12 protein-coding genes are annotated in these 18,726 nt (G+C 40.1%); 5 read left to right on the forward strand and 7 right to left on the reverse strand.

Annotated features, from left to right (window positions below; genetic code table 11):
• Positions 1–11 precede the first annotated feature (11 nt).
• The 4 genes from FBD94_RS13930 to FBD94_RS13945 are packed head-to-tail and all read left to right on the forward strand — an operon-like array spanning position 12 to position 6,410.
• Positions 12–1,109 carry an efflux RND transporter periplasmic adaptor subunit gene (locus FBD94_RS13930; protein ID WP_131611077.1) on the forward strand — a complete coding sequence of 366 codons (1,098 nt, stop codon included), beginning with the start codon at positions 12–14 and terminating at the stop codon, positions 1,107–1,109.
• Positions 1,106–4,210: an efflux RND transporter permease subunit gene (locus FBD94_RS13935; protein WP_136880627.1), complete on the forward strand. Its 3,105-nt coding sequence runs from the start codon at positions 1,106–1,108 to the stop codon at positions 4,208–4,210. Before FBD94_RS13930 ends, FBD94_RS13935 begins: the two co-directional genes overlap by 4 nt.
• Positions 4,197–5,537, forward strand: coding sequence for a TolC family protein (locus tag FBD94_RS13940; protein WP_235884471.1), 1,341 nt, complete (start codon positions 4,197–4,199; stop codon positions 5,535–5,537). Before FBD94_RS13935 ends, FBD94_RS13940 begins: the two co-directional genes overlap by 14 nt.
• Before the next feature lie 18 nt (positions 5,538–5,555).
• Complete coding sequence (locus FBD94_RS13945) at positions 5,556–6,410, forward strand: N-acetylglucosamine kinase (protein WP_136880628.1); 855 nt, start codon at positions 5,556–5,558, stop codon at positions 6,408–6,410.
• On the opposite strand, the gene FBD94_RS13950 is transcribed toward FBD94_RS13945, so the two are convergent.
• From FBD94_RS13950 to FBD94_RS13965, 4 genes are all read right to left on the reverse strand, one after another.
• Positions 6,400–6,579, reverse strand: coding sequence for a PID-CTERM protein-sorting domain-containing protein (locus tag FBD94_RS13950; RefSeq protein ID WP_131611080.1), 180 nt, complete (start codon positions 6,577–6,579; stop codon positions 6,400–6,402). The genes FBD94_RS13945 and FBD94_RS13950 overlap by 11 nt on opposite strands.
• A gap of 5 nt (positions 6,580–6,584) precedes the next feature.
• Positions 6,585–9,734: a LamG-like jellyroll fold domain-containing protein gene (locus FBD94_RS13955; RefSeq protein WP_136880629.1), complete on the reverse strand. Its 3,150-nt coding sequence runs from the start codon at positions 9,732–9,734 to the stop codon at positions 6,585–6,587.
• Between the two features lie 194 nt (positions 9,735–9,928).
• Entirely contained in the window at positions 9,929–10,447 is a 519-nt protein-coding gene (locus tag FBD94_RS13960) for a GAF domain-containing protein (RefSeq protein WP_225874794.1), read from the reverse strand.
• Positions 10,448–10,634: 187 nt separating this feature from the next.
• The gene (locus FBD94_RS13965; protein WP_136880630.1) at positions 10,635–10,823 is read right to left on the reverse strand and encodes a hypothetical protein; all 189 of its coding nucleotides are present in this window, start codon (positions 10,821–10,823) and stop codon (positions 10,635–10,637) included.
• A 92-nt stretch (positions 10,824–10,915) separates the two neighbouring features.
• Between FBD94_RS13965 and FBD94_RS13970 the strand changes: the two genes are divergently transcribed.
• Entirely contained in the window at positions 10,916–11,926 is a 1,011-nt protein-coding gene (locus FBD94_RS13970; RefSeq protein ID WP_136880631.1) for a PorP/SprF family type IX secretion system membrane protein, read from the forward strand.
• 22 nt (positions 11,927–11,948) lie between these two features.
• Here FBD94_RS13970 and FBD94_RS13975 read toward each other — a convergent pair whose 3' ends face one another.
• From FBD94_RS13975 to FBD94_RS13985, 3 genes are all read right to left on the reverse strand, one after another.
• Positions 11,949–15,545 carry a T9SS type B sorting domain-containing protein gene (locus FBD94_RS13975; RefSeq protein WP_136880632.1) on the reverse strand — a complete coding sequence of 1,199 codons (3,597 nt, stop codon included), beginning with the start codon at positions 15,543–15,545 and terminating at the stop codon, positions 11,949–11,951.
• Positions 15,546–15,691: 146 nt separating this feature from the next.
• Positions 15,692–17,686 carry an OmpA family protein gene (locus FBD94_RS13980; RefSeq protein WP_235884472.1) on the reverse strand — a complete coding sequence of 665 codons (1,995 nt, stop codon included), beginning with the start codon at positions 17,684–17,686 and terminating at the stop codon, positions 15,692–15,694.
• A gap of 40 nt (positions 17,687–17,726) precedes the next feature.
• On the reverse strand, positions 17,727–18,722 hold the full coding sequence (locus tag FBD94_RS13985; RefSeq protein WP_235884474.1) for a PorP/SprF family type IX secretion system membrane protein: 996 nt from the start codon (positions 18,720–18,722) through the stop codon (positions 17,727–17,729).
• Between the last annotated feature and the right edge of the window lie 4 nt (positions 18,723–18,726).

Consider the following 18,726-nt stretch of genomic DNA (forward strand, 5'->3'; position numbering starts at 1 on the left):
AACCACAACAAATGAAAGTAAAGTACATTATTTACACCCTACTTATTGTCGGGGCAGCCTATTTGATTTATTACAGAATCGCGGCGAATAAAAAAATCGCAGCAGAGGGAGCAAGCATGGGCAAAGGCGGAGGAGGCAAAGGTGGCCCTTCTAAGGGTTTACATGTAGACGGAATTGTAGTTGCCGCAGGCGACTTTACCAACGATCTGGAAATTACCGGAACGCTGGAAGCCAATGAGTCTGTTGAACTACGCAGTGAGGTATCCGGATTGGTAACCAGTATTAATTTTAAAGAAGGCGCCAATGTAAGTAAAGGCAGTTTACTGGTTAAGATTAACGATAGAGATATACAGGCGCAATTGCAGCAAGCGCTGACTAAACAACAATTATCTGCCACTAATGAAAACCGTTCCAGACAACTGTTAGAAAAAGGGGCCATTAGTCAGGAAGAATATGATACGTCATTAGCCGATCTGCAATCCCTAAAAGCACAAACCCAACTGATTCGCGCACAACTCGCAAAAACTGCCATCTATGCTCCTTTTAGTGGTAAAATTGGTTTGCGCTCTATTTCTGTGGGTGGTTACATCACACCGACAACACTCATCGCCACCTTATCGAGTGTTAACCCATTAAAAGTTAGCTTCTCTGTCCCGGAGAAATATAACGGGCAGATCAAACTGAACTCGGAAATATCCTTTACTACGGATGGATTTAATAAAACATTTACCGGTAAGGTTTTCGCCATAGAACCAGGCATCAATACACAAACCCGCACTTTACAAATAAAAGCGCTGGTGCCTAATCCTAATGACGAACTGCGCCCTGGCTCTTTTGCAAAAATAAAACTGGCCTTGAGCACTGTAAAAGATGCTTTGTTGATTCCAAACCAAGCGATAATCCCTGTGCTAAAAGGGAAAACCGTTTTCATTACTAAAGACGGCAAAGCGGAACAAGTAGCCGTAGAAGCTGGAACACGTACTGCAGATCACATTGTGATCACATCGGGTTTAAATGTTGGTGACACTGTATTAACAACCGGAGCAATGGCCTTAAAACCGGGTGCACCAGTTAAAGTTACGGTAATAGATCACAAATCGAAGATATGAGTATTTCAACCACCAGTATAAAAAGGCCAGTACTGGCCATTGTAATGAACCTGGCGATCCTCTTGTTTGGGGTAATCGGGTACAATTTTCTGGGTGTAAGGGAATACCCCAACATCGATCCTACAGTAATTAACGTACGGACATCCTACCCAGGTGCCAATTCGGACATTATTGAATCCCAAATTACTGAACCACTCGAAAAATCAATCAATGGTATCGACGGGATCAGGAACATCTCCTCATCAAGTAACCAGGGAAGTAGTAACATCACGATTGAGTTTAACCTGAATAAAAACATCGATGATGCGGCCAATGATGTGCGCGATAAAGTATCTGAAGCCGCCAGAAGGTTACCTAAAGATATTGACGGTAACCCCGTTGTAAGTAAGGCTGATGCTAGCTCAGACGCCGTAATTACCATGACCATACAAAGTGATAAACGCAATGTAATGGAGCTGAGTGATTATGCAGAAAATGTAATTGCCGACAGACTACAAACCATTACCGGTGTAAGTAGCATACAAATCATGGGGCAAAGAAAGTATGCCATGCGTATCCGCATTTCGCCGGATAAACTCGCAGCCTATGGCTTAACAACGCAGGATATTGTAGCAGCACTGGATAAAGAAAATGTGGAGTTGCCTTCTGGAAAAATAACAGGAGCCAATACGGAACTGATCGTAAAAACATTAGGAAAATTAGCTACTGCAGATGAGTTCAATAACCTGATCCTGAAAAATGACACCGACAATGTGGTGCGTTTAAAAGATGTTGGTTTCGCTGAATTAGGTTCTGAAAACGAAGAAACGGTGCTGAGAGAGTCGGGCAAGCCAATGGTTGCTGTGGGCCTTATCCCCCAACCTGGGGCCAATTACCTAGACATTTCTAAGGAATTTGACAAGCGTTTTGCGCAATTAGAAAAAGATGTTCCATCAGATATTAAACTCAACATCTCTTTAGATACGACCAAATTTATCAAAGCATCGGTAACAGAGGTTGCAGAGACTATTATCCTGTCTTTAGTGCTGGTAATCCTGATCATTTATTTATTTTTCAGGGATTGGGCCATCGCCATCAGACCGCTTATTGATATCCCGGTATCACTGGTGTTTACCTTTTTTATCATGTACATTTTTGGATTCTCCATCAATGTGCTTTCGTTATTGGCCATTGTACTGGCAACCGGACTCGTAGTTGATGATGGTATTGTGGTTACAGAAAATATCTTTAAAAAAGTTGAAGAGGGTTATTCGCCTTTCGAGGCTGCCATTAAAGGCTCAAATGAGATCTTTTTTGCCGTAATCTCCATTTCCATTACCCTTGCTGCTGTGTTTTTACCCGTAATATTCTTGCAGGGCTTTGTAGGCCGACTGTTTAGGGAATTTGGGGTGGTAATTGGGGCCGCAGTTTTAATATCGGCCTTTGTATCGCTTACTTTAACACCGATGTTGAATGCCTACCTGATGAAAAAAACAGGGCATAAAAAATCCAGATTCTATGAAATGACGGAGCCCTATTTTGTAAAACTGAATGAGGGCTACGCAGAGAAACTAAATAAGTTTCTGGACAGAAAGTGGCTAGCCATTCCGATTATCGGAGTATGCGTTGGTCTGATTGTATTGTTCTGGAAGATATTACCTAAGGAAACCGCTCCTTATGATGACCGCAGCGCAATTAATATGAACCTGACTACGCCAGAGGGTTCTTCATTTGCCTATACGGATAGGTTTATGATGAAAGTAAACCAGATGGTTAACGACTCGGTACCTGAAAAGCAAGTAAATATTACGATTACTTCTCCAGGTTTTGGCGGTTCGGGTTCTACCAATAGTGGTTTCGTAAGGATGGGCTTATCGGATCCCTCAGAAAGAAAAAGATCTCAGGCAGAGATTGCGGCTGACCTGACAAAAATTACCCGCAGATATTCGGAAGGAAAAGTGGTAGTTACCCAACAACCTACCATCTCGGTGGGGCGTCGTGGTGGATTACCTGTGAATTACATCATTCAGGCACAGAACTTTGAAAAGCTACGCGAAAAGGTGCCTTTGTTTATGGATGAAGTGGCGAAAGATCCAACTTTCACAACTTCTGATGTAAATCTAAAGTTCAACAAGCCTGAAATTGACTTGACTATTGATAGAGATAAAGCCAAAAACCTTGGCGTTTCGGTTGCAGATATTGGTACAGCCTTACAACTGGGGCTAAGCGGTCAGCGTTTCTCTTATTTCTTTATGAATGGAAAACAATACCAGGTAATTGGACAATTTGAAGTAGGCGACCGTAAGGACCCTCTAGATTTAAGCTCGGTATATGTACGCAACATCAATAATGAACTGATACAACTAGATAATTTAGTAACCGCAAAAGAAGAAAGCAGTCCGCCGCAACTTTACCGCAACAACCGACTTACTGCCGCCACCGTTTCTGCGGGTCTGGCACCAGGCAAAAGCATTGGTGAAGGTATCGCGGCAATGGACAGGATTGCCGAAAAAGTATTGGATGAAACATTTACGACCGACCTTGGTGGTGAGTCGAGGGACTTTAAGGAAAGTTCTTCAAATACGCTTTTCGCCTTTGGACTCGCCTTGCTACTGGTTTATTTGATTCTTTCCGCACAATTTGAAAGTTTTATCGATCCGATTATCATTATTTTAACAGTGCCTATGGCTGTTGCCGGAGCATTTTTATCGCTCTGGTTATTTGGTCAGAGCTGGAATATATTTAGTCAGATTGGTACGATTATGCTGATTGGTTTGGTAACCAAGAACGGTATTTTAATTGTCGAGTTTGCCAATCAGCTTAAAGAACAAGGGAAAAGTGTACATGATGCGATTAGGGAAGCTTCGGTTTCGAGGTTAAGGCCTATCCTAATGACCAGCTTAGCCATCGCCATTGGCGCCCTTCCTATTGCCATGGCATTAGGAGCCGCAGCAAAAAGCAGAATGGGAATGGGTATTGTAATTGTTGGCGGAACAACATTTGCATTGATCCTAACTTTATTTGTGATTCCTGCAATCTACTCTTACTGGTCGAAAGAGCACAAAACAAATACAGAATTAGAACAATCATTAAAAGCAGCATTGGAACATGAAAAGGCTTAATTATAAGTTAGGGAAACGCAGTACTGTTGTATTTTGTTTAATGACCGTTTTGGCAATAAGCACGCAATTGGCATCTGCACAGCAAAAGCTAAGCTTGGAAGAAGCCATCAGCGTTGCGCTAAAAAACAACTATGATATTAAACTGGTAAACAACGATATTCAGATTGCCAAAAACAACTTAAACCTAGGTAATGCCGGTATGCTTCCTCAGCTGACCGGTAGCTTTAGTGATGGTGGTAGCAAACAGGACATTACCCGTACGCAAAGCAACGGCAATCAGCAAACGCTTAATGGGGTAAGAAACACCAGTATGAACTATGGGGCTGCATTGGGATGGACGATATTTGACGGTTTACAGATGTTCACCAATTACGAGCGTCTTAAAGAATTGCAAAAGCTGGGTGAGGTGAATGCAAAGGCAACGATATTAACGACGATAAGTAATGTGATCAATGCCTATTACACGGTATTGAAAGAGCAACAACTGGTTACCGCCAGAGATAGCGCATTGGACATCTCTCAATTGCGTTTAACAATTGCCAACAACAAGTTGAGCATTGGTAGAGGTTCCAAACTAGATGTTTTGGCCGCAAAAGTAGATTACAATACAGATACATCGGCATATCTACAGGAGATTAACTTGTTAAAAACTTCAAAAACTGCCTTAAATCAGGTCATGGCCAGAGACCTTAATCTTGATTTTAAGGTTGCTGAACGTATTGATATTGATGCGGCACTGAACTTAGCCACACTGGAAGGCCAGATGGCACAGCTAAACCCTGATCTGCAAAATGCTTTCATCAATAAGAAAATAGCGGAGCTCAATTTAAAACAGGTAAAAGGACAGCGCTATCCGGTGGTGGCTGTAAATAGTGGGTATGAATTTCAAAAGAGCGCCAGTCCGACGGGCTTTAACACGCAGACGCGCTCCAATGGCTTTACCTATGGGGTTACGGCTAGCCTAAACATCTTTAATGGATTTTTACAACGTCAGAATGAGCGAAATGCCAAGATTGGAATCAACTCTTCTGAATTGAGCTTCGAAAAAACCAAACAGGATATTAATGCCCAATTGCTGTCCACTTATCAGAATTACAGCACCAACCTTGATTTACTTAAAATTGAGAAAAGCAATGTGGATATTGCAAGGCAAAATCTGGACATTACGCTAGACAAATACAGGTTGGGTAGTATATCTCCTTTAGAGCTGAGAGAGGCTCAAAAGAACTTCATCGATGCGATAACCCGCTATCTAAATGCACAATACGAAGCAAAATTAACAGAAATTAGCCTAAAAGAAATCAGCGGTACTTTAAATATTCAATAAGATTACTATTTTTAGCGAATGATTCTAGTAGCAGACAGTGGCTCGACAAAAACCGATTGGATGGGTTACAGCCCAAATGAACAAATCAGCTTTAGTACACAAGGCATAAATCCATATTTCCTGAATGCGCATGACATTTTCAAACTCTTTTCTAAAAAGAAAGAAATTGCTCATTTGGCAAGCCAGGTTAAGGAAGTTTATTTCTTTGGCGCAGGCTGTTCTTCGCCCGATAAGGTAGAGATCATATCTAACGGTCTTTCGTCTTTCTTTACCAATGCTTATGTAGCTGTAGAACATGACTTAATGGGCTCTGCCTACGCCACTTGCGGGGATAAACCAGGGCTAACCTGCATTTTAGGTACGGGCTCCAACATCTCATATTTTGATGGCAAAACTTTACATCATGGCACGCATGGCTTGGGCTATGTATTGGGTGATGAAGGATCGGGCACATGGTTTGGTCGTAAACTAATCACCTCTTATCTGTACAATCTAATGCCTGCTGAATTGAGCATCGAATTTGGACAAGAATTTCAAATTGACAAGGAAACAGTGATTACTAATGTATATCAAAAACCTAGTCCAAATACCTATTTAGCTTCTATAAGCCGTTTTATGATCAATCATAAAACACATCCTTTCATTATAAATATTTTGCACGAAGGCTTTCAGGAGTTTGTAGACAGTAATATCAAGGATTATAGCGAATATAAAAACCTGGAGACTCACTTTGTTGGTTCTATTGCCTTTTACTATCAAGATATCTTAAGAGAGGTATGTTTAAAGAATCAGGTTAAAGTAGGCAAGATTTTTCAAAAACCTATTGAAGGAATTTACAATTACATTTTGAGAAAAGAAGGCATTACAGTTTAACTTGCTTAATTTTCCTTATTCCGTATACAACTCCCGCGACCAACAACGCAGCGACTCCTCCATCCACTGGCACATCGGGATCAGTCCCAGGAAGGCCGGGATCATCTGTCTGCGTAGCTCTGGCGAAGGTAAAACTGAGCATCAGGGTTAAAAACAGTAGGTATCTCATCAGGTTTAGTTTTTTAAGATTTTAAAAGAAGTAATAGTTTTATTTCTTGTCTGGTCTATCAATTGTAAGATATAAATCCCCTTCATCAACTGACTACAGGACAGCTGTACCGGAATACCAGGCTCCAGAACAGCTAGTTCATTGCGCCATACGACCTCCCCAGAAAGGGTACGAATTAAAACCTTTAGGTTTCTCCAGGTTTGATTTACAGCCTTCAAATAAAGGAGCTCATTTATCGGATTGGGATAAAATAAAAAGGGCTTATCTGTCAGCTCATTTATCGGCTTAGTTATTTTAACCGGTTCCAGCAGTAAAGAAAAACGCTCCTTGCCGTATGATGGCCCGACTTCAGTATCTATAGAAAAATGATGCACACTTTCATCTGTAGTAATCGGATACTCCACATTCAAGTAATGATCAATTAACGTAAGCTTTTCATGGTTATTGAAAGTCGCATTAAACTTTAAAGTATAGGCTCCAGTCGTCCACCCCTTTACAAACAACTTAATCACCCTGCGCCCCGTATCCGTAGCCCGTTCATCAATTGAAAGCTTATTCCCATTTGTGGCTAAACCCGAAATGCTTAAATATCCTTCTCCTATTTTAGCCGCGTCGGCATCATTAATTTCGTTATTACCGGAAGGGTGTAGTGTTAAGATGTAATCGTCAGACAAGCCTTCCTTATTTAAGGTTATCTTCAACGTACTTTTCTCATCGTACTGCGCCAAGTTTGTTACTTTTTCAATAGACGAAATCCTTCTTGAAAAAGTAGCGGGCGCTGCCCCATATTTTGCCTGTTCTGTAAACATAAGTTCGCCACTACTATTTCCATTGCTCACCTTAACAAAGAAGCCTGTGCCGGGGGGAATGATATATTCCGGATCACCGGTTACCCGATAAGCATTATTTTTAGTATCAAATACCCATAAAAAGGGGCCAACATTTATCTTTTGTAAATTAGCCCATACCAGTGCCGAAGCATATGGATTTCCTAATAAATTATACCCATCCCCCTCCCCACCTGTATTTCTATTGTGTAGTGCCACCCGGAGTTCACCTGTAAACAATTTACCGCTATAACTGAGCGTATAGGGTTTTGGATTAGAAAATGGAGTCGTTTGTATTTGGTGTACATAGGCATTGGGCTCTGTCTTACTTCCTCTTGAAAACACATAAAATCCTCTCCCCAGAGGCACATTTGAACCCATGGTGGCAATACTTATATACTTCTGGGAAAGGCTCCCAGGTAAGGACTGATCGTGGGTATAAATAGTAGCGTTATTATTCGGAGAAAGGTCAAACCCATTATTTACGCCACCCTTTCCCGTTACAAAAATGCTTTGCTGAATGGCATTTAGGCTATACCATTTTGGTTCAGTTAATGATTGATATACCGGTGAGCTTAACAGCCACCAGTTGCGTGCAGTAGCAGGGGCTAAAAAATCACCCGCTATAAATTGTTGCACAATTACGTTTCCAATAACATTTGCGACACTGGTGTTTTGGATAGGCATTAAAGTGGCATAATTACCTGGCCCAGTCGAAAGCATCGTAAGGTTACCATTGGCGTTTAATATTCCTTTGATCAATGCAAGCTCTTTACTCACCTTAATTGTTGTTTGTAGCAAGACTGTGCCAGATGCCAGATCTATTTCTAAACGTGAAACCTTGCAACTGCCCGATCCAGAAAAAGTTTGCAAAGACTGGTCAGCACCAAATGTCAGTGTACCTATATTTTCGTTTAATAGGATTGCCCCATTATTTACCACATCATTTTTAAATACCAAACGTATCCCTTCATCTAAAGCGATTGATGATGACAAGCCAATGTGCGCCTTGCAGTTTACTTCCAAATCACCTCCTAATAAAAGTCTGGCCCCGGCTTCCAGGATAAGGCCATTTACCATTACACGATTACCAGCAGGTGTCCGCAATTCTTTTCCTGCTTTAATATTTACATTAGCATATGGTTCTGGGAGTTTCCCGTAACTCCAATTCCCTTCGTCGGCCCAATTATTTGTTCCATTTGCACCGGTAAATTCATTTACCAGAGGTATTTGTATGGGATTCATTTCTTGCGATGAAATATTGACAAAAGCTGTGGGATTAAGTTGATTCCTATACTCTGCGCCAAGCCATTCTTTCTGCCTTGCCACACGCAACATCCTCAACTCATCAATCATTCCATTAAAGTACCGATCACCTTGTTTACTCTTGCCTATACTAAGCCTACCGACGTTTTTTGTTGGAAAATTAAGTTTGGCATCCCCGCTCTTATACACTCCGTTGATATAAATCTCTTTTCGCTGACTGTTATACATTACCCCTATATAGTACCAAATATCCGGAACAAGCGCTACAGTCGACTTCCGACCTAAAAAAAGAATAAATCCTTCCGCGTCTATGGTTAGCTGAAATCCATTATCTAAAGTGTCGCTGGCAAGAATAACCTGTTCCGCCCCAATTTGATTAAGTTTCAGCCATAAAGTAACATAAACGTTTACATTGGTATCCGGTGCAGCTTGCATTGAGGTTGTTAATCCATTAAATTGTAATCCAGAACCAATCTTACCCTGATGGAAATTAGTTAAACTCATCGTTGGATCTCCGATCATATCATTGCCAGAACTTTGGTTGGCACTCCGAGTGGTTGCTGGTGCAAGATCCGGGTTTATATGCCAAACGTTTTGATAAGCGTTGCCCCAAGTGGCACGACTTTCTGCAGACAAGGGATTATGCGTTTGCATTGAACCATAATAAAGATAGAATTCATTCGCCCCTACATTGCCTATAGCAATCAATTCCTTTATTCTCAGCCAGCAAACTAGCTTTCCTTTCAAAGCATCATAAGAATCGAGTTGAAAATTAATTGGTAGACTAGACTGGTTGGCACTAGCAAATGAAATATCTAGTTCTTTGTTATTTTTCGAAAGATGGACACAACCTGTGGACTGCTTCAGGTCATGATCTTCCAATTCGATCAGCACAGGAAAATCTAGCAGATTGGCACCACCGCCAATCATAGATTTATCAATGGTGATCTTCTTCCGAAAGTTATACCCTGGCATCCAGCTCTGCCCTCGTACATTTTCATATGTTATAACCACAAGCAACAGGACAATAATCCGTTTAAACCAAAAATTTGAACAAACCATCAGATTTTAACATTTAATTACAAAATAATCAATCAGTCAACAGACTAGATTCAATATTAAATAATTACATCCATACTCAATGTAAAAAAGTGTAATTACGACGAAAACGCAGTTATTTCAAATTTTACAGAATAAAAAAAGGCCGTATCATCAATTTATGATACAGCCCCTCCTACTAGTATTTATAAAAATACTTATGCGTATATCTTTTTGGCCATTCTTTTATTCATTTCTTTCCGGACGGTTGTTGCCACCCATTCCAATTTCTCCCGATCATTGGGCAGAAACGCTCTATGCTCTTTATCAACAATGCAAACACTGCCAACATTAAAACCTTCATCTGTAGTTATAGGCACTGCTGCATAAAACTTCATCCCCATCTCACTAGCAATTAAGGCATTCGACATCAATCTGGGCGAGATCGAAAGTCCCTCAAATAGCCCCCCTTCTTCATCAATAATGGCTAATGAACAAACACTTGTTTCATTAGTAAAGTCTGATTCCTGACTACTTTGGATTTTAACTTTTGACCAAACATTATCCTGATCAACAAAATTGATCACAGCAATGTGCGTATCAAATATCGTTGCAGTTAATATCGCCAAGTCATTAAAAACGGCCTCTGATTTAGTATATATAAGATTATATCTATTTAATTTCCCTAGTCGAGATTGCTCAGCCCTTACGATGTTTTTCCTTATTTTCTTTTCCAAAATCTTCCTATCTAGTAGCATAATTTGAACAATTACTATACCTTATTCAGATAGTATGTAATACACTATGCCTAAGCTGTTTTCTGACCTAAGTGTATTATTTACATCATGAGGCATAGGGGCAAAAGTTACTCAAATTGATGCATAATACACCATTCATCCTCATCATCCGCCATATAAGAATCGCTTAATGTTCTGCTGGTTCAAAGCCGGTAAATACCCATTCGTTCTTGGCATTCTTTTCATACCATACTTTATAGCTCTTATTAGGTGGAATAGTGAAATGAAAAGAAAGCTCCTTTTCAGTAGCGTTTTTGGGAATAAAACCCGGAAGTAGGGTATCAGCGATGAGTTTTATTTGCGATTCGGGATGCATAAATTACAGCTTTAATTAAAGAATTTAGTTTAAAAGTTCATTATACACAAAATTAATCTTATAATTGGTTACTTAATTGCTATTTGATAAGAATGAAATCTATTTTTAACCTCTCGTTATTACTCCTAACGTGCTTATTCAGCTTTGGGCAGGAATATCCCAGGTCTACTCAGTATATCTTTAACAATTATTTAATTAATCCCGCAATTTCTGGAATAGACAATTATACGGACTTAAAACTCGGTCACAGGAATCAGTGGAGGGGACTAGAAGGCGCGCCTGTTACCCAATATATTTCTATTCACGCTCCAATTGGAGAAGACTTTGTAAGAGGTTCAGTAAACTCATTTTCGGGGGCCGGATACAATCCTTTAAGCCGCAGCTATGTGGATACTTATACATCAGCCGAACCTCATCATGGAGTTGGTTTTTATGCAATGACGGATAAGGCGGGACGAATCAGACAAACCAATATAAATGGAACCTACGCTTATCACTTGGGACTTAGCTATGATGTAAACCTTTCTCTTGGTATTTCTGCCGGCTTAGCCTCTACCAGCATTGATGTCGCCAGCGTACTTGTAGACAATACTTCTGACCCACTTTTATCTGCCGATTACAATAATAAAATACGACCTGATGTTGGCGGTGGAATATGGCTTTACAGCCCCCGTTTTTTTCTAGGTGCTTCGGCCAAGCAAATATTGGGTTACCGTTCTGCAACGCCAAACAAACAGACCAATTTATCGGCCTATCAAACGACTACATTTTACGGTACTGCAGGTTATAAATTTTTTGTGGATGAAGACATTGCCTTTATTCCATCAACCTTGCTAACCTATTGGTTAAGCGCCCCTATGACCATTGATGCCAACCTTAAAATTGCTTATCAGGATAAGTTCTGGATTGGTGGCAGCTATAGAAACAATGATTCCTTTTCCGCGCTTGCGGGCTTTAATATCTCTTCATTAATTAATGTCAGCTATTCTTACGATTCAACCACATCTGCATTACGATCCGTTAACAATGGTTCACATGAGATTGTATTGGGTATCTTGTTGAATAACCGTTATGATGTGAAATGCTCGACTCGTCAGTTTTAACACATTTTTGTTAGCCCTAATCTTATCTTAATAAGGTAATACTACCTCCTATTGGATTACAATCAGCTCTTAAATCTATTTTATAATAGTACGCTCCGGCGGGAAGATCTACGCCTCTAAACCGCCCATCAAATGGCTTGTTATAGGGCCCTGTTGATTCGTATACCAACTGACCACTACGTGTATAGACTTTAATATTGATGTCCTTGTAATCGGGCAAGCCGCTAATCATCCAGTAATCATTCATGCCATCACCGTTAGGCGTCATGGTATTCTTGATCTCGAGGTTGTCGTTGGTTACTTCAATGTGCAGTGGAACAAAGTCGCTAACGCAGGTTCCGTTCTTTCTACGGATCACATATTCACTTGTTTTGGCCACCTTAAAAATAAATATTCCATTCTTAGTTTCCATAACTGGAATAACGTCATCTTCAGAATGGAACATTTGATAAATACCTTCCTCGGGGGCAGTTATTGGAATCATTATTTCAGTTGCATAACATACACGTCGCTTCTGGTCAAACGTTGGTGTTTGCAATGGAATAGTTGGTGCTTCAATCTTAAAAACTCTACTGATTTGGGGATCACAAGAAGCCTGGTCTCTTACTTCAAGATGGTATTCTCCTGCGAACGCTTTAGTCAAATCCCGATCTGTACTGACGATATCTCCGTTCGCATTTTTCCATTGATATAAATATACCGCATCTGCACCCGAACCACTTAAAGGCAATCCTTCTGAAATTCGTACACCTGTTATCGTTCCACGCCCTAAGCCACAAACGTCATCTGTTGACACTCCACTCATCTTATCTACAATAATTAACGGAATCCGGTCAATCTCATAAGGCCCCAAAGGATCAGAAGTACAGCCATTGGGATCAATTATGTGTAAAGTATAATATCCTTTTGGTAGATTTTCGATCTTCTCTGCCGTCCCCGGAAAAACTTCACCTGCCTCATTCTTCCACTGATATTTACCTGTCGGCGGCTTTATATTATTGGGATAGTTCAATGTGATTGATCCATTGTCTAAATCACATTTAGCTTTGTTTATTGAAACGACCTGAGCTGGATACTGAGTTATTTGAGTTATGCCTATGATATAATTTGCAGCAACCGCTGTACAGCCGGTAATGGAGTTACTTGCATTTAAAATATAGGTTCCTGAAGCCAAACCTCCATTTATACCAGTTGTAATATTGAATGGTATACCAGGGCTACATGTTCCACTTTTCACAAGCACACCCGTAGAAGTGGTTAGTCTATAGGTATCTCCCTGAGTGATGGCAATATTATTTATCGCCCCATTATTATTACCACAAGTTGTGTTCTGCGTAGTACCTCCATTTATAATAACAGAATTGGTGATCGCAATGGTAATACCCGGATAGTTAATACGAACGGCAGGACAAGGTCCTTGATCCTTCACTTCCAACATATAAATTCCTCCAGGCATATCTACAAGATCAAGGTCATCTCCAACCTTAGCACCCTGAACATATGTACCTGTTAAAGGATCCCGATCCATTACGTACCATTTGTAGGTAAGTGTTCCGATAAAATCCGTTATCGTAATATTTTTAATTACTCCATTTGAAGCACCACAAGCGGCTTTACCAACCACTGCAGTTCCTGTATTGATAATGGGCGACGGGAGTCTTTTAATTTCCTTTACTTCTGACTCTATAGGACAACCAGCCTGATCAGTAACCACTAGCTTATATGTCCCCTCAGGCATGGTTACCGTCTTACCATAGGTTACTTGATTTGTAACCACATTGGTCCACTTGTAAGTTAAAGCCCCTTCTCCTCTGTCAACACTGGCCGAGAATGGAAAAGCAAGCTGTCCACAGCTTGGCGTAGGCCAATTCACAACAAGATTTACCAATCTTTGATCTTTTATTGGAAATTGTCTTGCAACGGCTCTACATCCGTCATCAATAACCACTTCATACTGTCCAACTGGTAAGTCACTGATTTCCTGTACAGTTCCTGGAGGTATCAATTCTGTCCGCGTTCCATTTTCTTCAATCCTATTCCATGTAAAAGTAAAGCCTTCCCGGGGTTCAGGTATTTTTATAGAACCATTTCCATGACAAGTTACCGAGGTAACGATGGCTTCACCCTCTAACAAAGCTGCTGTTGAAAACTGTGATGTGGTTCCATTTAGTATAGGAGTTGCAGTTGCCGTAACATTCCCTGCTAGGGGGCCATCATAATACCAACGACCAGTAGCATCAGTCTGAACAGTTACAAAGTACTCCCTTCCCTCACAAATACCATTACATTCCTGTGTATAGAAAAGCTCTACTTCCGTATTAGCTGTAGCTCTACCTTCTATGTGATTAGGCCTTTTAATGAGGATTTGCACGTAAGCTTGTGTATAATTTAAGGCTGGGCCTATACCAAATATCTTATTGCAATAAAAACTGTTCCTCATTATTTTAACCTGCCTCGAAGAAGTAAGTTCTACCCCATAATTGTTGTTTGCAATAATATTTCCCAAATCTGATGTCACCGTACCACCTATGGTTCCTGTTGCCGCGCCTTCAAGTCTCACACCAATACCATTACCTAATAGTTCCGTTTTCCCAATTCCTGTTCCAATATAATTACTGGTAAGGACAAAATCCGAATTCGTTATATATACGCCGGTAGTACGATTACCAGAGATGATATTTTTGCGTAGATATAGGTCTGTATTAACAGCGTTAACCTTTACACCATGAATCTCAAGTGAGGATGATAAAAGAAATAATTGTAGATCAGAAAAATCCTTTGTCCCGTTAAAATTTACCCCTATTTTATTATTAACAATAACTACACTAATACGTGAACTTGAACTATTCACTCTGTTAATGTTAACATTGGTCTGATTAGCCGCAATCACGTTTCCCTCTCCTGCATTATCGCCACCAATAGCGATAGATGTTTCATATAAGCTCGAGGAAATACCTGTTATATTTGGTATCGCTGTTATGCCATCATACAGTACTCCGATTAAATTAGACTGGATGCTAATGTTTGCTAAAGCAGGAGCAGTATAATAATTGGAGTTGTTAATTAAGATGCCATTGATCGTCCCTCCAATAATATTACCCTTTCCAGGGGCTCCGATTTTTATGTTACTGGCCCTATAATCGATTACAATACCAGACCCCTGATTTGTATTCACATTTTGAAGACTGGTAAACTTGGCAAAGTTTCGAAGAAACAGACCATAGATTTGTACATTTACGACTTGCGTATACACCGTATTATAGGTTCCAATCGTTAAACCATGAAAAGTAGAATTGGCAAACTCAGGTTCTATAATAATTTTAGCTCCGGAAACACCTAATACATCCCAAACTGGTTGAGAAGTTCCGTCAATTGTAACATTTGAAGGTATAGATGGTAGAGCTGAACGCAATCTAATCGTCCTATTGTTTTCTGTTGCAGGACCAGGTAGATTAAAATTAATGGTATAACCCGTTGTGCCCGCGGGAACATTAGACAATGCTGCTCTCAACGTGCCTGTACCTGCATCAGCAGTACTGGTTACTTCAACAGTTTGAGAAAATCCAGTTAAGAAACCGAACAGTAGAAACACCAGAATGGCACATTTAGAGTAGCGCATAATTAAAAATGAAAAGGCCAATTTACAATATAATGTAATTATAGCATAAATATTTTTAACAAATAGCCGAAAATGAGCCATATAGCAGAAACCCCATATAAACTTTGAAGCAAAATCTATACGGGGTTTCGATTGAGAATTTGTATTTATTTTTTGGTAACCTTAAATTCTGTTCTACGATTAAGCGCTCTCCCCTCCGGATTGTCCTTTCCATTCGGAAGCTCATTTGGTGCAATAGGTCTGGTTTTACCATAACCACGACTGGTCATCCTGTTCTGAGCAATCCCTTTTTCTACTAAATAATCAACACAAGATTTTGCTCTTCTTTCCGACAAATCCAAGTTATAAACCTCAGACCCTTTACTATCAGTATGTGCACTTAGCTCAATCTCAATTGTTGGATTATCAACCATAATAGTATACAGGTAATCCATCTTTTCTTTTGAATCCTCCGTCAATGTTGCCTGATTAAACTCATACAAAACATTTTTTAACACAATTGGCTTATCAATTTCAAAAGGCGTTAAGCAGAGCTCCGGACTAAACAAAGTATCTTTTAAGGCCATTTGCGCATAGCTAAAATTCAGGATCTTACTAAAGTACTTATCCTTATCTGCGGTCAATTTAAACTGGCGATTACTATTTACTCTAAAAGTATATTTCCCTAGCTCATCTGTAGTAAACTTAAATTGTTGCACCGAATCTGCCAGCGTAACTACCGCGTCCTTTAACGGCTTTAAAGTAGTACAGTCAAACAAAGTCCCCTGAATAACCAGGAAATTCTTTTTAACAACAAAAATCTCCAGGCAGCAAATCGATTCACGATCTGAACTGATCAAAGCTTCGGATTCATCATTATTGAGTGGTGTAAAATAAAGATCATCTTTTGAAGAATTAAAAGGAAATCCCATATTACGGGGCTCAGACCAGTTACTGAAATCGCCATCAGTTTCAAAGAAATCTAAGCCGCCCATGCCTACTCTCCCGTTGCTGCTAAACAACAATCTTTTATTCGCTGTATTGTAATATGGAGCTTCATCATTTTCAGGAGTATTGATTGTGCTACCCATATTTACCGCTGTACCTAATGCCCCATCGATAAGGATCTGCGCATACCATAAATCAAATTTACCCGATCCACCAGGTCTGTCTGATGAAAAGATCAAATACTTTCCATCTGTAGTGACAAAAGGCTGCATGGAATTAAAACCTCTAACATTGATCTGGCTACCCAATTCAACAGGTTCCGACCATTCCCTTGCAGCACCAGGCGTAGCATTTACCTGATATATTTTCTTGTTGCCCTGTGTGGTCCAACTCGTCACATAAGCAACACGACCGTTGGGATGAAAACTTGGTGCAGCCGACTCTCTATCTTTCCCTTCAATAGCTGTTTTTTTAACTGTTACCTCCTCTGAAAGTGGATTCCCAGAAGTCACGTACACGGCATTCAAATATGGAGTCTCTTTCCTAACAACCTTTGCATCATTACCAGTCAGCACTTCCTTCTTACCCGTTCCACCTGTCGGTCTTGATGAACTAAAATAAAGATTAGCTCCCTTTAAAGTAGGGCTATAATTTGAGCCTAAAGTGTTCGCTTTATTCTTCAATCTATCAAATCTGTACATCCTGGGATAGCGCAACTCGTAAAGTGCAAACTTGCAGGAGGCGATCTCTTGCGCGGCTTTGGTTACATAATCATCCTTAAGTGGGTACTTGGCCAAAAACGCATTAAATGCAGCAATAGCATCATTAAACTTCTGATTGGAACGCAAGGTTTCGGCATACCAAAAGCCACTTAAAATATACTTTGGATTAGTAAATTCCGTCGCCGTTGAGTACCATTTTTCTGCATCCCCAAAGTTTTTATACAACCTTAAAGCCTCAGCAAGCTGGTAAGTACAATATTCAAATTCATCCTTTTTGGGGCTTTCTTCTTTGATCTTCTCTACAAAACCAAAAGGAACTACAAAGTTAGCACTATCGATAGTAGGAGTCAGCGCCTTTCTATAATATACTGCCGCAGCATAATATTCTTTATTTTGAAAATATACATCAGCCACCCTTTTATTATTGGCTACAAATTGCGCTTGTGCTACGGAAGTAAATAAACAGAGGATCAGGAGTATTTTGGTTTTCATCGGGCTTTCATTAATGTGTAATGAATTCATATTAGTTCAACTATAATCGTGGACAAAAAAAGTTAGGGCCAAGGATTCCTTTTCTACCAGTAAATGAAACAGACAGCTCCAGTCCTCCTTTACTTCCCGTAGCCCTGTTTAAGTTCGATGTATTAAAATCATAACTCAATCCGAACACCATATTATTGAGGTGTAACCCAAAAAAAGCAATAGCAGAATCATCTACTCTATAATTAGAACCAAAAAGGAGATCAGAATCAGGATTAAGCATAAATTGTGCATATGCACCTGCAGAAATTTCGCGCGCATTACCTTGTTTCATATACAAAGCATTCGGGGTAATATCAAAAGAATCCGAGATTCTAACCCTCGCACCACCATGTGTAGCATAGCGTATAGGCATCCGAATACTATTTCCCAAAAACTTATCTATCGGCCTGGTTAAATGGCCCGCCATTGCCCCAGCAAAAACATTCACATCCTGATCTGGATTACCATCAAAATACATCACTCCAACATTTACATCCGGAACAAGGGTATTGCTTGAAGAGAAGGACTCGCTAAGACCTAAGCCAGGATCATACCCGGTTACAGGATTGTACTGGCTACCCAATGTAATTTTTGAAGGATCAAAACTCTTGTTTAAAATACCAGCCTGCAATCCAAAATTGACCATATTTAATCCTTGCCTTCCGAAGTGAATCCGGTATGCACCCGAAACCAATGCACTTAAATGATTGTAACTGATATCACCAGCATTTTGATTAAGCACCATTGCACCAAAAGCCAGGTTTTTAACCGGGGCCATATCAAAGGATGCGGCCCCGGTTAAAAATGAGTTAGAGATAGCCCCCCATTGTTGTTTAGCATTTAATGAAACTCTATATGCTCCATCAGTAACTCCGGTTAAGGCTGGGTTTAACCATAGTGGGTGAGCATAATATTGTGAAAAGTGAGGGTCAATTTGTGCGGATCCTTTTAACGCACCCAAACTTAAAAATGCTCCTATTATTAGGGTTCTAATTAGTTTCTTCATAACA

The organism is Pedobacter hiemivivus (assembly GCF_005144565.1).
In the GTDB taxonomy this organism is placed as follows: Bacteria; Bacteroidota; Bacteroidia; order Sphingobacteriales; family Sphingobacteriaceae; genus Pedobacter; species Pedobacter hiemivivus.